This window comes from Ideonella sp. BN130291 (assembly GCF_036231905.1).
Classification (GTDB): Bacteria; Pseudomonadota; Gammaproteobacteria; order Burkholderiales; family Burkholderiaceae_C; genus CAMLIZ01.
The window spans coordinates 41,174-55,141 of record NZ_JAZARE010000005.1 but is presented as its reverse complement, the minus strand read 5'-3'; the positions used below and the strand labels follow the sequence as shown (position 1 = coordinate 55,141).

At 70.2% G+C, this 13,968-nt stretch carries 9 protein-coding genes; all 9 read right to left on the bottom strand.

Features of this window, described 5'->3' with window-relative positions; genetic code table 11:
* Window positions 1-66 precede the first annotated feature (66 nt).
* The 9 genes from VPH43_RS11795 to VPH43_RS11755 all read right to left on the bottom strand — a co-directional run bounded on the left by VPH43_RS11795 (window position 67) and on the right by VPH43_RS11755 (window position 13,943).
* Window positions 67-2,667, bottom strand: coding sequence for a sensor domain-containing protein (locus VPH43_RS11795; RefSeq protein ID WP_328577903.1), 2,601 nt, complete (start codon window positions 2,665-2,667; stop codon window positions 67-69).
* A gap of 93 nt (window positions 2,668-2,760) precedes the next feature.
* Window positions 2,761-5,952, bottom strand: a complete 3,192-nt coding sequence (locus tag VPH43_RS11790) for a bifunctional diguanylate cyclase/phosphodiesterase (RefSeq protein WP_328577902.1) — start codon at window positions 5,950-5,952, stop codon at window positions 2,761-2,763.
* A gap of 106 nt (window positions 5,953-6,058) precedes the next feature.
* Window positions 6,059-7,015, bottom strand: a complete 957-nt coding sequence (locus VPH43_RS11785; RefSeq protein WP_328577901.1) for a glycosyltransferase family 4 protein — start codon at window positions 7,013-7,015, stop codon at window positions 6,059-6,061.
* Window positions 6,946-8,073, bottom strand: coding sequence for a glycosyltransferase family 9 protein (locus VPH43_RS11780; RefSeq protein WP_328577900.1), 1,128 nt, complete (start codon window positions 8,071-8,073; stop codon window positions 6,946-6,948). The genes VPH43_RS11785 and VPH43_RS11780 overlap by 70 nt, the downstream gene beginning before the upstream one ends.
* Window positions 8,074-8,081: 8 nt before the next feature.
* Window positions 8,082-9,068 (bottom strand): glycosyltransferase family 2 protein, encoded by a 987-nt coding sequence (locus tag VPH43_RS11775; RefSeq protein WP_328577899.1) that lies wholly within the window; start codon window positions 9,066-9,068, stop codon window positions 8,082-8,084.
* Between the two features lie 97 nt (window positions 9,069-9,165).
* Window positions 9,166-10,893 carry a carbamoyltransferase family protein gene (locus VPH43_RS11770; RefSeq protein ID WP_328577898.1) on the bottom strand — a complete coding sequence of 576 codons (1,728 nt, stop codon included), beginning with the start codon at window positions 10,891-10,893 and terminating at the stop codon, window positions 9,166-9,168.
* A 2-nt stretch (window positions 10,894-10,895) separates the two neighbouring features.
* Window positions 10,896-12,011: a lipopolysaccharide heptosyltransferase II gene (gene waaF, locus VPH43_RS11765; protein ID WP_328577897.1), complete on the bottom strand. Its 1,116-nt coding sequence runs from the start codon at window positions 12,009-12,011 to the stop codon at window positions 10,896-10,898.
* Entirely contained in the window at window positions 11,989-12,606 is a 618-nt protein-coding gene (locus VPH43_RS11760; protein WP_328577896.1) for a D-glycero-alpha-D-manno-heptose-1,7-bisphosphate 7-phosphatase, read from the bottom strand. Before VPH43_RS11760 ends, waaF begins: the two co-directional genes overlap by 23 nt.
* Complete coding sequence (locus VPH43_RS11755; protein WP_328577895.1) at window positions 12,603-13,943, bottom strand: glycosyltransferase family 4 protein; 1,341 nt, start codon at window positions 13,941-13,943, stop codon at window positions 12,603-12,605. Before VPH43_RS11755 ends, VPH43_RS11760 begins: the two co-directional genes overlap by 4 nt.
* Window positions 13,944-13,968 lie beyond the last annotated feature (25 nt).

The window sequence follows — 13,968 nt, the reverse complement described above, 5'->3', positions numbered from 1 at the left end:
CGCGCCAGCTTACAGCCTTAACGGCCGCCGTACAGCGCATTAACCCCGGCTTGTCGGGCGGGGCCCTCAGGCCGGAACGCCGGCGGGCCAGCCCTCCTTGAGCAGCGCGGGCACCCGGTCGGCGGGCACCGCGCGGCTGAAGAGGAAACCCTGCGCCTGGGTGCAGCCGCAGCGGCGCACCACGGCCAGCTGCTGCGGCGTTTCCACGCCCTCGGCCACCACGCTCAAGCCCAGGTTGGCGGCCAGGGTGACCACGGCCGACACGATCGCGGCGTTGGTGGGGTCCTCGTCCAGGTCGCGGATGAAGGACTGGTCGATCTTGAGCTGGTCCACCGGAAAGCGCTTGAGGTAGCTGAGGCTGGAATAGCCGATGCCGAAGTCGTCGATGGACAGCGCCAGGCCCATGCGGTGCAGCCGGTCCAGCGTGCCCAGGGTCTGCTCGGTGTGCTGCATCAGTGTGCTCTCGGTGATTTCCAGCTCCAGCAGCTGGGGCGACACGCCCGCCTCGGACACGATGTCGCCGATGCGCTGGGCGATGTGGCGCTGGCGGAACTGGCGCGGCGACAGGTTGATGGCCACCGGCACGCTGGGCAGGCCGAGGGACTGCCACTGCACGATCTGTGCACAGGCCTCGTGCAGCACCCATTCGCCCACGCGCGTGATCAGGCCGGTCTCTTCCGCCAGCGGCACGAAGGCATTGGGATGCAGCAGGCCGCGGCGCGGATGCTGCCAGCGGATCAGCGCCTCCAGCCCCAGCGCACGGCCGCTCAGCAGGTCCACCCGCGGCTGGTAGTGCAGCACCAGCTCGCCCCGCTCCAGTGCATGGTGCAGGTCGTTCTCCAGCTCCAGGCGCAGCGCCGCGCTCACGTTCATCGGCGCGGCGAAGAACTGGTAGGTGTCGCGCCCGGCTTCCTTGGCGTGGTACATCGCCGAGTCGGCGTTGCGCAGCAGGGTTTCGGCCGTTTCGCCGTCGCCCGGGTACAGCGCGATGCCGATGCTGGGGGTGACGTGCAGCTCGCGCCCATGCAGCTGGAAGGGCAGCGCCAGCGCCTCCATCAGCTTGGCGGCCACCAGCGCCACCTGCGTCTCCGAGCCCACCCGCGGCAGCACCATCACGAACTCGTCGCCGCCCAGGCGCGCCACCGTGTCGCCGTCGCGCACCAGGCCGGCCAGGCGGGTGGCCACGCCGCGCAGCAGCTCGTCGCCCACCTGGTGGCCGAGGGAATCGTTGATGGTCTTGAAGCGGTCCAGATCGAGGAACATCACCGCCACCTGTTCGCCGGCGCGGCGTGCCAGCGCCAGCGCCTGACCCAGGCGGTCCAGCAGCAGCCGGCGGTTGGGCAGATTGGTCAGCGCGTCATGGTTGGCCAGGTGGCGCACCCGCTCCTCGACCTCCATGCGCTCCAGCACCTCGGCGCGCAATTGCTGGTTGGCTTCGGCCAGCTCCATGGTGCGCTGCTGCACCCGCTGCTCGAGGATGTCGCGCGCCAGGCGCTGCTCGGTCACGTCCTCCAGCAGCCACACGGATTCACGCTCCGGATGCTCGCGGTCCACCCAGCGCCCGGTGAGACGGCACCAGAACAGGCTGCCGTCGCTACGCACCAGCTGCTCCTCGCGTGCATGCGTGCTGCCGCGGTCCAGCAGCGAATACGGACCCGCCGCGCGCTCGAAGGCCTCGTCACTCGGGTAGAGCAGCCGGGTGGATTGCCCCACCAGCTGGGCCGGGTCGCGGCCCAGCAGTTCGCCAAAACGCCGGTTGCAGCGCAGGATGCGCCGGTCCTTCAGGAACACGATGCCGGCCGAGGCGTTCTCCAGGATGGCCTCCTGCTCCAGCAAGGTCTGGCGCAGCACCTGTTCCGCCTGCCGGCGCTGGGTGATGTCCTCGGTGATCCAGATGGTGCCTTGTGCCAGGTCGCCCGGCCCGATGGCGGCACCCAGCAGGTGCACCCAGAGGCGGCTGCCGTCGCGGCGCCGCATCTCCCAGTCCAGCTCCACACGTTGCCCGCGCAGGAACAGCGGCGCGGCCTGGTCGCCCAGGCGCGCATAGTCCTCGGGGGAGGTGAACAGCTGCGCCGTCGGAACGCCCACGAGCTCGGCCGGGCTGGCATAACCGAACATCGTGGCCAGCGCCGGGTTGCAGGTCTCGCACACGCGGTTGCGGGAGAACAGGATGCCGGCCGATGCGTTCTCGAAGATCGCGGTGTGGTGGCGCAGCAGCTCGCGTGCCGCCGCCTCCTGGGCCCGCAGCGCGGTCACGTCGGTCACGATCCAGATGGTGCCGGCGGCCGTGTCCTGCGGATTCACCGCCCGGGCCGCGAGGTGCGCGAGGAAGGTCCCTTCGCCCCGGCGCGCCAGCCAGACCTCGGCCTCGAAGCGCTCGCCGTTGGCCAGCGTGGGCGCGGCCGTGGCATTGAGCGCCTCGTAGTCGGCATCGCTGGCGAAGAAGGCGCGGCCGCGCTGGTTGGCCATGTCGCCGTGCGGCCAGCCGAACAGCTGCGATGCCTCCTTGTTGCAATGCAGGACATGCTGGCCGCGGGTGAAGAGGATGCCTACGCCGGCGTTGTCGAAGATGGCCTGCTGCTCCAGCAGCAGCCCTTCGGCGGCGAGCCCGCGCGCCGTGCGCTGGCTTGCGTCCTGGAACAGCTCGGCGGGCAGGGCGTCTGGCATCACCGGGGCCGGTGTGGAGAGGCACCCACTATGGAGCAAGCGCGCGCCCGCGTGCTCCCCACAAACCCGCGTGAACCGCGTGGGGGGCAGGCTCTAGCCGGCGGCCGTGGCGAGCAGCGGCTGCGGGCGCCGGGCCTGGATGTGGGCCGCCAGCGCGTCCAGCGGCATGGCCTTGGCGAACAGCCAGCCCTGGCCCATCTCGCAGCCCAGGCCGCGAAGGAACTGCATCTGCGCCTCGGTTTCTATGCCTTCGGCCAGCACCTGCAGCTTCAGGCCATGGCCCATGGCCACCACCGAGGTGGCGATGGCCGCGTCGCGATGGTTGTCCGGCAGGCCACGCACGAAGCTGCGGTCCAGCTTGAGCTTGGCCACCGGGAAGCGGGTGAGGTAGCTGAGGCTGGAATAGCCGGTGCCGAAGTCGTCGATCGCCAGCCCCAGGCCCATGGCGCGCAGCTGCTGCATCGCCTCGATGGAGGCATCGGGGTTGTCGATCACCATCGATTCGGTGATCTCCAGCTCCAGGTCCTGGGCGGCCCAGCCGGAGCGGGCCAGCGCGTCGCCGATCACGGCACACAGGTTGGGCGCGCGCAGCTGGCGCGGGCTCAGGTTCACGGCCACCTTCAGGCGCTGGCCGGTGCGCTGCAGCAGCAGCTTCATGTCGCGGCAGGCGGTGCGCAGCACCCATTCGCCGATGGAGACGATGAGGCCCGTGTCCTCGGCGATCGGGATGAAGTCCACTGGCGACACGGGGCCGCGCACCGGATGGGTCCAGCGCAGCAGGGCCTCCACGCCCACCACGGCACCGTCTTCCAGCGAGACCAGCGGCTGGTAGTGCAGGGCCAGCTCGTTGCGCTCAAGGGCCAGGCGCAGGTCGCCTTCGAGCTCCAGCCGCTTGGCCGAGGCGGTGTGCATCTGCGCCGTGTACAGCGTGTAGCCGTTGCGCCCGCTGCTCTTGCTCTGGTACATGGCCACGTCGGCGTTGCGCAGCAGGGTGGCCAGGTCCTCGCCATCGTCGGGCGAACAGGCGATGCCGATGCTGGGCGTCACGGTCAGGCGGTGCTGGCCCGCCTGGATCGGCTCCACCATGGCCTGCAGCACCTTGGCCGCGACCCGCTCGGCCTGTTGCGGCGAATCGATGTGCGGCAGCAGGATCACGAACTCGTCGCCGCCCATGCGCGCCACCGTGTCGCTGGAGCGCAGGCAGTGCTTCAGGCGCGCGGCCACCGAGCACAGCACCACGTCGCCGGCCTGGTGGCCGAGCGAATCGTTGATCTGCTTGAAGCGGTCCAGGTCGAGCAGCAGCACGCCCATGGTGCGCCGCTGCGGCTGCGGGCTCTCCAGCGCCAGCAGGGCGCGCTCCTGCAGCAGGGTGCGGTTGGGCAGGCCGGTCAGCTCGTCATGGTGCGCCATGTGGCGGATGTAGGTCTCGCTGCGCTTGCGCTCGGTGATGTCGTAGGCAATCGCGAGGAAGCCGTGCCGGCGGCCTTCGGCATCCAGCAGCGGCGACACCGCGGCCATCACCGGCAGGTGGGAGCCGTCCTTTCGCACATAGGTGCACTCCAGCTCGTCGGTCTGACCCAGCACCGCCCGCATGCCGAGCGCGCGGGCGGGCTCCACCTGCTGGCCCAGTTCCGCCGACAGGCGCGCGGCATGCGAGGCGAGCTCCTCCGGCAGGTGCAGCACCATGGCCGAGCGGCCGATCAGCTCCCCTTGGCCGTAACCGAGCATGCGTTCGCCGGCGGCGTTGACGCTGCGGATCAGGCCGTGGCGGTCGGTGGCGATCACGCAGAAGGGCGCGCAGGCGAGGATGGTTTCATTGAGTGCGCCGGCCGCGTCGGCCTGCTCGCGCGCCTGCTTCAGCTCGGTGACATCGGACAGCAACAGCACAAAGCAGGGCTCGCCATCGTCCAGCCGCACTTCGCTGGCGGCCACCAGCAGGCTCAGCTCGCCCTGCCCGCCGGGCTGGCTCAAGGTGGCCTCACGGCGCCATTGCCGCGGCACGGTCTCGCCCTCCGGGCCGCTGATGAAATGGCGCTGCAGGTCCGCCATGTCGATCGGCAGCAGCTCGGGCAGCCGCAGGCCCTGCGGCTCGCCGGGGGGCAGGCCCAGCAGCGCACGCGCGGTGGGGTTGGCGGTGCGCAGCCGGCCGTCGCGGTCCACGGTGACGATGCCCTCGGCCGCGTTGTCCAGCACCGTGCGCACCCGCGCCTCGCTGGCGCGGTAGGCGCCGCTCAGGCCTTCGGCCAGCGCCACGGCGCGGCCGCGCATGTTGAGCAGCGCGCCCACCAGCAGGGTCATCAGCAGCGTGATCGCCAGTCCGCCGGCCAGAATGAGCTGCGCCCGGCTGGTCGGCTGGCTGGCGTCGAAGGTGGGCAGCGCGGCCAGGCGCACCGTCCATTGGCGGCCGGCAAACGCCAGTTGCCGCTCGGCCGCATGGCTGGGCTGGAAGCGGGGGATGCTGTTGGCGGTGTCGCGGTGCGCCTCGAACACGGGATTGGCCGCTGGCGTGCCGGGCACGCCGTCCAGCAGCTGCACCAGCATGTCGTCGGCCCGGCGCTGCACCAGCGCGCCCATCAGCTGCGACACATGGATGGGCGCGTACACCCAGCCGGTGATCGCCTCGCGGCGCTGCGCCAGCGTGCCCAGGGGCTTGAGCTTGCTGTAGACCGGCAGGAACAGCACCGCGCTGGCATACCGCGTCCTGTCGGTTTCGTGCAGCAGCAGGGTGCCGGCGGACAGGGCGGGCTCGCCGCTGTCGCGGGCGCGCTCCATCGCCTCGCGGCGCACCGGGTCGCTCAGCATGTCGAAGCCCAGCGCGCGCTGGTTGCGGGGCGTCAGCGGCTCGCGGTAGAGCACCGGTGCGTACACCGGCCGCGGCCCGGGAGGCCACACCGCGTAGTCCCAGAAGCCTTCCATGCGCATGGACAGCTCCAGGCGTTCCACGTCGCCGGGCTGCACGAGCGCGGCGTGGCCCAGGCCGAGCAGGCCGGGAAAGGCAGCATCCAGGTCCTGTGCGTCGGCAAAGGCCTTCCAGTCGCCACGGCCCACCTCGCTGGAGGCGGCGAACAGCGCGGCGGTACTGCGCAGCAGGCGAACGCTTTCTTCCAGGCGCTGGCGCAGCTCACCCACGGTTTCGTCCACCCGGCGCTCGAAGCGGATGCGGTTGGCGTCCTGCTCCGTGGACAGGCTGTAGCGCCAGGCGGCCAGCGACAGGCCGCTGCCCACCAGCAGGACGAGCAGCAGCGTCAGCCAGCCCCAGCGCGGCAGCAGGGAAGCCGGCGGCAAAGGTCGGGTGGCGGCGTGCTGCGGTCGCATCGCCGGGATATCGGCTGGGGCGCCTGCCGCTTGAGCCGCGGCGCGTGCATCGGCCGCCGGCGGCACGGTGTCACGTTCACGACGTGACGTAGTTCACTGCGTCCAGCCAGTCGGCCACGAAACGTGGCATGTTGAAGCGCTCTTCGGCAGTGCGGCGCGCGGCGTCGCCCAGCTCGCGTGCCAATGCCGGGTCCTTCAGCAGCTGTTGCATGGCCTCCACCAGGCGCTCGGGCCGGGTGTCGATGAAGCCGTTGTCGCCGTTGCGGATCACCGTGACCAATTCCGTGGTGGCCAGGCCCACGATCGGCAGCCCGACCATCATGGCCTCGATGATGGACAGCCCCAGGCTGGTGTAGCGGATCGGGTTGAAGAAGAAGCGGTGTTTTGCCATGAACCCGGGCAGTTGTGCGTTGCCCACTTCGCCATGGCCGCCCACCTGTTCGGCGCCCATGCCCACCAGCGTGAGCGGCACCTCTCGGGCCACCTCGGCGTAGAGGTCCGCGCCCAGGCGGCGGCCGCGCTTGCCGATGTTGTTGACCACCACCACGCCGCGCTCGGTTTCGCCGCTGTAGCGCGCCGGCTCCAGCAGCTTCACGCCGTGTTCGATCACGCGGGTGGGCGAATCGCCCGAATCCCACATCAGCGCATTGAAGGGCGTGCAATGCACCAGCAGCACGTTGCGGTCGTTCACCCAGTGGCGGGTGTTGGTGGGGTGCTCCTGTGGCGGGTCGTGCTCCAGGTAGATGCGGGGCAGGCGCTGCTGGGCGGGGGACAGCAGCCGGAACTGCTCTCCCTCGAAGGCCTGGCGCGACTGGAACAGGATGCAGTCGAACGCCATCTCCCGGATGCGGTCCACGTGCGCTTCGTGCACGTTGGGCCCCCAGGGCAGGGTGCCGCTGCGGCCGCTGTGGTGGGTGGAGCGATCGTCGTCCACCACCAGGTAGAAGTCGTGCGGAACCTGGGTCAGGTAGTAGAGGTAGTTGCCGTGCACATGCCAGGTGAGGATGCGCAGGGGTTTGCCGGCGTTTGCCATGGTTGCAGGGGAGTGTGGTGGAGTTGCAGGAGATCCAGCGCTGCCGCGATCACGTCGTCGGACGCGATCGCGGTGGCGCATTCATGGGCGGTGGGGCAGGTGCGGTGGCCGCAGGGCCTGCAGGGCAGGTCCTGCCAGAGCACGCGGTGGCGATCGGTGTCCAGCGGTGCCCAGCGGCGCACGTCCGAGCCCATGCTCACGATCACGCTGGGCGTGCCCAGGGCCGCGGCCACATGCGACACGCCGGTGTCGTTGGCCACCAGCAGCCGGGCGCCGCGTACCAGCGCGCCCAGCGTCCACAGGTCGGTGCGGCCCAGCAGGTCCACCAGCGGCTGGCGGCAGCCCTGGCGCAGCGCCTGGGCCAGGGGCGCCTCGCTGGCGGTGCCGGTCAGCACCACCTGCAGGCCGGTGCCCGCCAGCGCCTCGGCCACACGCGCGAAGCGCTCGATCGGCCAGCGCCGCGACGGCAGCTGAGCCCCCGCATGCAGCACCACGTAGGGCGCGCTGCAGCCGGGCCACAGCTGCCGCAGGCGCTGGTCGTCCTCGGGCTGTAGGGGAAAGTCGAGCTGCTCGCCCTGGCGTGGCAGGCCCAGTGCGTCGGTCAAGGCGAGGCAGCGGTGCACCTCCTGGGCGTGGTCCGGCCAGGGTGTGAACAAGGCGGGGTCGGGGCAGAACTCGCCGGGGCGGTAGAAGCCGCCGGTGTGCGCGGCGCCGAAGGTGCACACCAGCGGATTGGTGATGCCGCCGCTGCCATGCATCTGCAAGGCGAGGTCAAAACGTTCCGCCTGCACACCCGCCAGGAAGCGCGGCCATGCGCTGATGTCCACCGGCCCTTCCGGCAGCCCGGGGTAGCCGGGAAACGGCAGCAGCCGGTCCACCGACGGCAGCCGCTGCACCAGCTCCTGTGCCCACGGCAGGCCGATCAGCGTGATCTGCGCCTGCGGCCACGCGGTGCGCAACACGCGCAGGCTTGGCGTGGCGCACAGCAGGTCCCCCAGCACGAGTGCGCGGAACACCGCGATGCGATGCGCGTTGCCGGTGCCGAGCGCGCGCGCCATGCGGAGCCTCAGAAGAACGGCACGCGGAACCGCAGCGCGCCCTTGATGCGCCAGTACAGCGACAGGAAGGGAATGGCCGCCGAGGTGACCAGCATCTCGGTGATGTGCTCGCGGCTGCGCGAGGTGCCGCGCAGCCGCTTGAAGGTGAGCCACAACACCAGGCCCACCGCCAGCGCCAGCAGCGTGAGCGCGAGCGTGCCCGCGCCGGCCAGTGCCAGCAGGGGCGCGAGCAGCGTGCCGATCACCACCAGGTAGTAGCTCGGCGGTGCGTGCACACGGCCCACCTTGGCGCGGTACAGCTCGGGATGTTTCTTGAACAGCAGCGCGTCGAACATCATGTTCGCCTGCTGCTTGATGCTGATGCCGAAAGGCGCCTCGCGCACCGGATGCTGCACCACGGCCAGCGAGGCCTTGGGCACCTCGCCATAGGCCTCGATCAGCTTGAAGTGCAGGTCCGAATCCTCCCGCCAGGCGCGCAGGAAGCGCTCGTCGAAGCCATCCACTGCCTGCAGCGCACTGCGCCGCACGAAGCAGTTGGCGGTGACGAACTCGGCCTTCTCCAGGCCCTGGGTCATGCGGCCATGGTCGGTGAGCGGGCCCTCGATCGGCACATGCACCGCGCCGCGCACGGCGGCCTGGCCGTTGGACATGGCGAGCCAGCCGTAGTGCAGCCAGTTCACGTCGGGAATGGTGTCGTCGTCGGTGAACGCGACCACCTCGCCTTGCGCCGCACGCCAGCCGCGGTTGCGCGCCGCCGCCGGGCCGCGCGTGCCTTCGGGCCGCAGGTAGCGCAGCAAGGGCCGGCCCTGCGTGGCCGCGGCCAGGTTCTCCACCAGCGCACGCGTGTCCTCCGTCTGCCCATCGTCCACCACGATGATCTCGTAGCGGTCGGCCGGCAGTGTCTGCTTCAGCAGCGGCTCCAGGCAGCGCTGCAGCAGGTCGGGCCGCTTGTACGTGGGAATCACCACCGACACATCAAATGCGCGATCGTTCATGGTCCTCCTTCATTCCAGCGGACGCCGCGGAACCGGCTTTGCCGGGCCGCTGGCGGCGCCCCCTTGAGGGGGAGCGCCAAAGGCGCTCGGGGGTGGGTCATTTCATGACGAGGAAGTTGCCGATCACCAGCGCATCCAGCGGCGTGCTGAAGAACGCATTGATCGCATCCTTGGGCGTGCACACCATCGGCTCGCCGCGCACGTTGAACGATGTGTTCACCAGCACCGGCACGCCCGTCTTGGCGCCAAAGGCCTTGAGCAGGTCGTAGTAGCGCGGGTTGGTCTCGCGCCGCACCGTCTGCACCCGCGCGGTGTGGTCCGCGTGGCAGACCGCGGGGATCTTCTTCGCCTGCTCGGGCAGCACGTCGTAAATGAAGAGCATGAAGGCCGCTTCGCCTCGGTTGGCCTCGGCGGGGGTGAACCATTGCGGCAGGTCGTCGATGGGGCACACCGGCGCTACGGGCCGGAAATCCTCCCGGTCCTTCAGCTCGTTCAGTCGCTGCTGCATGGCCGGGCTCAACGGCGAGGCCAGGATGGAGCGGGCGCCCAGCGCACGCGGGCCGAACTCCATGCGGCCCTGGAACCAGCCGATGATCTTGTCCTGCAGCAGCAGCTCGGCCGTGTCCTGCGCCACGTCGTTCAGGCGCCGGTAGGGCAGCTTGGCCCACTTCAGCAGCTGCTCGATCTCGTCGTCGCTGAAGCCGGGGCCCCAGTAGGCATGCGACATCGCCCAGCTGCGCGGCGGGTGGCCACGCTGCTCATCGTCCACGTACAGCGCCGCGCCCAGCGCGGTGCCGGCGTCGCCTGCAGCCGGCTGCACCCACACCTCGTCGAAGATCTTCGAGTCGCGCAGGGTGGCGTTCATCACGCAGTTCAGCGCCACGCCGCCGGCCATGGCCAGCTGCGTTTCGCCGCTGGCCTGGCGCAGCCACTGCGCCAGCTTGAGCACGGTTTCTTCCAGGATGGCCTGCAGCGAGGCGGTGAGGTCGAAGTGCTGCTGCTCCAGCGGGCCACCGCGTTCGCGTGCGGGCCCGAACAGCGCCACCGGGTCGAAGGTTTCCACGCGGTAGCTGCCCTCGCTGCCCACGGTCACCAGCCTGCGGAAGGTCTCCAGGTGCACCGGCTTGCCCATCGCTGCCAGCGCCATCACCTTGTATTCGTCGCTCGAATGCAGGAAGCCGAGGTGGCTGGTGATGCGCTCGTACAGCATGCCCAGCGAATGCGGCATCAGCACCTCGCCGATCGGCTGGTAGCGTCCACCCACATAGCGGCCGTAGGTGGTGGTGGCTTCCTCGCCGCGGCCGTCCAGCGTCATCACCGCGCAGTGCTCGAAGGGCGCGGCCAGGTAGGCGCTGGCCTGGTGCGCCACATGGTGGTCGATGAAGTGGAATTTGTACGGGCCGTCGTGGCGCGCGCCGGCGAAGCGGTGTTTCAGGTGGTGTGGCGCGCCGCTGGCGAGCTGGCGCGGCGCGTTGACGATGTAGCTGGCGAACAGCGGATCCCACACGTTCTCCCACTCGCCCTTGTCATGCGCCGAGGGTTGCAGAGGCAGGCTGAAGCGGTCACCCTTGATGCGCTCACGGATGAAACGCGAGGGGTCGTAGCTGTAGGCCACGTGATCCACATCGACCAGGTTGACGCCGGCTTCGCGCAGGCAGTATTCGATCGCGTGGAAGGGCAGCTCCCAGGCGGTGAAGGGCACCGGCCGCTTGCCATGCTTGATGTGGGTGAAGCGCTCTTCTTCCGCCGCGGCTACCAGCTTGCCGTCCACCACGATGGCGGCGGCGCTGTCATGGAACGCGGCGTTGATGCCGAGGGTGATCATCGTTAGCTCTCCAAAGGTGAAACCGTTGCGCGCGGCGCGCTCATCAATTGCAGCGCGGCTTCGGCGACGGCTTGCGCCGGCACTTGGGCCAGGCAGTCGTGGTGGCCTTGCGGGCACACGCTCTTGAGGCAGTTGCGGCAGGGCACATCGTGGTTGAGCACACGCGAGGGCACCGCCCAGGGCGTGTGCTGCGGATTCGTCAGTGCGTACAAGTCCACCACCGGCGTGCCCAATGCGGCGGCCAGGTGCACAGGGCCGCTGTTGTTGGACACCAGCGCCTGGGCTCCGGCGACCAGTGCGCCCAGCTCGCCCAGGCTCAACGCGCCCGCGAGGGATATCGAAGGCCGGCGCATCGCGGCCTGCGCCTGCGCGATGACCGCCTGCTCGGCGACGCCGCCGGTGTACACGACCCCGCAACCGCTGTCCTGCGCGATCGCCTCGGCGGCCTCGCCAAAGCGCTCGGCCGGATAGCGGCGCGACGCCGCAGTGGCACCCGGGTGCACCACGATCCAGCGCCCGCCCGGCGCGAGGCCGGCGAGCCTGAGCTTGGCGGCCAGGCTAGCGTGGTCGCCCTCGTTCAGCGCAAAGCGCAGTCGAGGGTCCGGTGTCTGCCAGCCGAGCGAGGCGCACAGATCGAGCTGGCGCTGGACCTCATGGCGGGCAGTGGCCACATCGAGGTCCGGCTCGGGCAGCCAGTGGGTGAGCACCGAATACGGGTTCTCGCGGCAATAGGCGGCCCGCAGCGGAATGCCGGCCAGCCGGCACAGCATGGCGGCGGGCAGCGGGCTTTGTGTGCACACGGTGAAGATCACCGCGGCATCGAAGCCGCTCTCGGCGAGGCGGTGCACCAGGCTCATTTCCTCCAGCGCGGTGGCAGGGCGCTCGTGTTTCATCCACGAGGCCCGGTGTGTGATCACCTCATCCACCAGCGGCAGGTGCGGCTGCAGCATCGCGCCCGAAGGCGAAGCGAGCAGCGTGATGTGGGCCTGCGGCAGGCTGTGGCGGATGGCGGCCAGCGCGGGCGTGGTCATCAGCACGTCGCCCAGGTTGTCCAGCCGCACCGCAAGCACGCGGCGCGCACGGGCCCATGCGGGATCAGGCTGCGGTGGTGGCGGCATGGTCGCTGTCGTTGGGCGTGGGCTGGTGCTGGTCGGCCTGCACGATGGTGTGGGCGGCCTCCAGCAGGTCGCGGCAGCGGTGGTGCGGCTCGCGCAGCGGCGACATCAGCCACTCGGTTTCATTGCCCACGTCCAGCAGCACGGTGCGGCATCCGGCGCGGCGCCCGGCCTCCACGTCATTGAGGATGTCGCCCACCATCCAGGAGCGGGCCAGGTCCGCGCCATGGGCCAGGGCGCCCTGGCGCAGCAGGCCGGGCGCCGGCTTGCGGCACAGGCAGTGGGGCCGCTTGGGGTCGGGCGATGCCGCATGCGGGCAGGCGTGGAAGCCGTGCAGCGTGATGCCTTCGTCGGCCAGCATGCGGGTCAGCCCGGCCTGAAGCCGGGCCAGTGCCGCACGGTCGAAGTGGCCGAGCGCGATGCCGGGCTGGTTCGTCGCCACGATGAGCAGGTAGCCGTGCGACTGCAGCAGGCGCAAGGCCTCCACCGCATGGGGCGTGAAGCGCAGGCGGGCGGGGTCGACGTTGTAGGGCAGGTCTTCGACGAGGGTGCCGTCCTTGTCGAGAAAGACGGCACGCCGCGAGCCGGCTTCCTTCATTTGGCAACCATCAACGGTGCCGCGGCTGCGGCGTTGGCGGCCGCATCGTCGGCACGCGGGCGCACCAGCTGCAGGCGGCTGCGGCGCGCGCCGCGCGCCGGCACGGCGGTGTCGGCCATCGTGGGCAGCAGCCGGCGATAGGTGGCGGACAACTGGGTGGCCACCTGGTCCCAGGTGAACATGGACTGTGCACGCCGCACACCGGCGAGCCCCAGCGCACGCGACAGGGCCGGATGTGCCTGCAGGTAGGTGAGGTGCTTGGCCAACGCCTGGGGATCGTTGGGCGGCACCAGGTAGCCGGTGAGCCCGTCCACCACGGAATACTGGATGCCGCCCACCGCGCTGCCGATCACCGGCGTGCCGCAGGCCATGGCCTCCAGCGGCGTGATGCCAAACGGCTCGTACCACGGCGTGGTGACGAACACGTTGGCCGCGCAGTAGTAGGCGCGCAGTTCATGGCGCTGCTTGCGGCCGGTGAAGGTGACGATGTCGTCCACCTCCAGCCTGCGCGCGATGTCCTGCAGGCGGCCGATCTCCGGCGTGGCACGGCGGTCGGGCTTGTCCGACTCCCCGCCCACCACCAGCAGGCGCGGATAGATCTCGCGCGGCAGCAGGGCCATCGCACGCACCACGTTCTCCACGCCCTTGCGCGGCACCATGCGGCCCAGCTGCAGCACGATGAACTCGTCAGGGTCCAGGCCGAGCTGCTGGCGCGCCTCGTAGCGGCTCATGGGCGCGAACTCACCCGGGTCGAAGCCGCAGGGCACCATGATCATCTTGCGTGCGTCGGCGCCGTACAGCCGCATCAGGTCCTGCTGGTCCTGCGGGCACTCGGCGATGATGGCGTCGGCCTCCTGCACCAGCTGCTTCTCGATCTGCACACGCTCGGGCGGGAATGCATCGGCCTCGCGCTGGTGCTCGCGCCGCACCAGGCCGAGCGCGTGGAAGGTCATCACGAACGGCGTGCCCAGCCGCCGCTTCAGCTCCAGCGCCACCCACCCCGACATGAAGAAGTTGGCATGCACCACGTCATAGTGCAGGCCCGCGTTGCACAGCCGGATGCAGGCCTCCGCAAACTCGGGCATGTACTGCAGCAGCTGCTCCTTGGGCACGAAGCTCGCCGGCCCGGCGGGGATGTGCAGCACGCGCAGCCCCGGCTTCACATAGACCACCGGCGCCTGCTTTTCATCGTCGCGCCGCGTGAAGACATCGACGGTGTGCCCTTCCTCCACCAGGCACTGGGCCACGTGCGCGACATAGATGTTCTGGCCGCCGGCATCGACGCCGCCCAGTGCGGCAAGCGGCGATGCGTGTTCGCTGATGAGCGCGATTCTCATGGCTTCTGTCCTCGGGGGAAGTGGT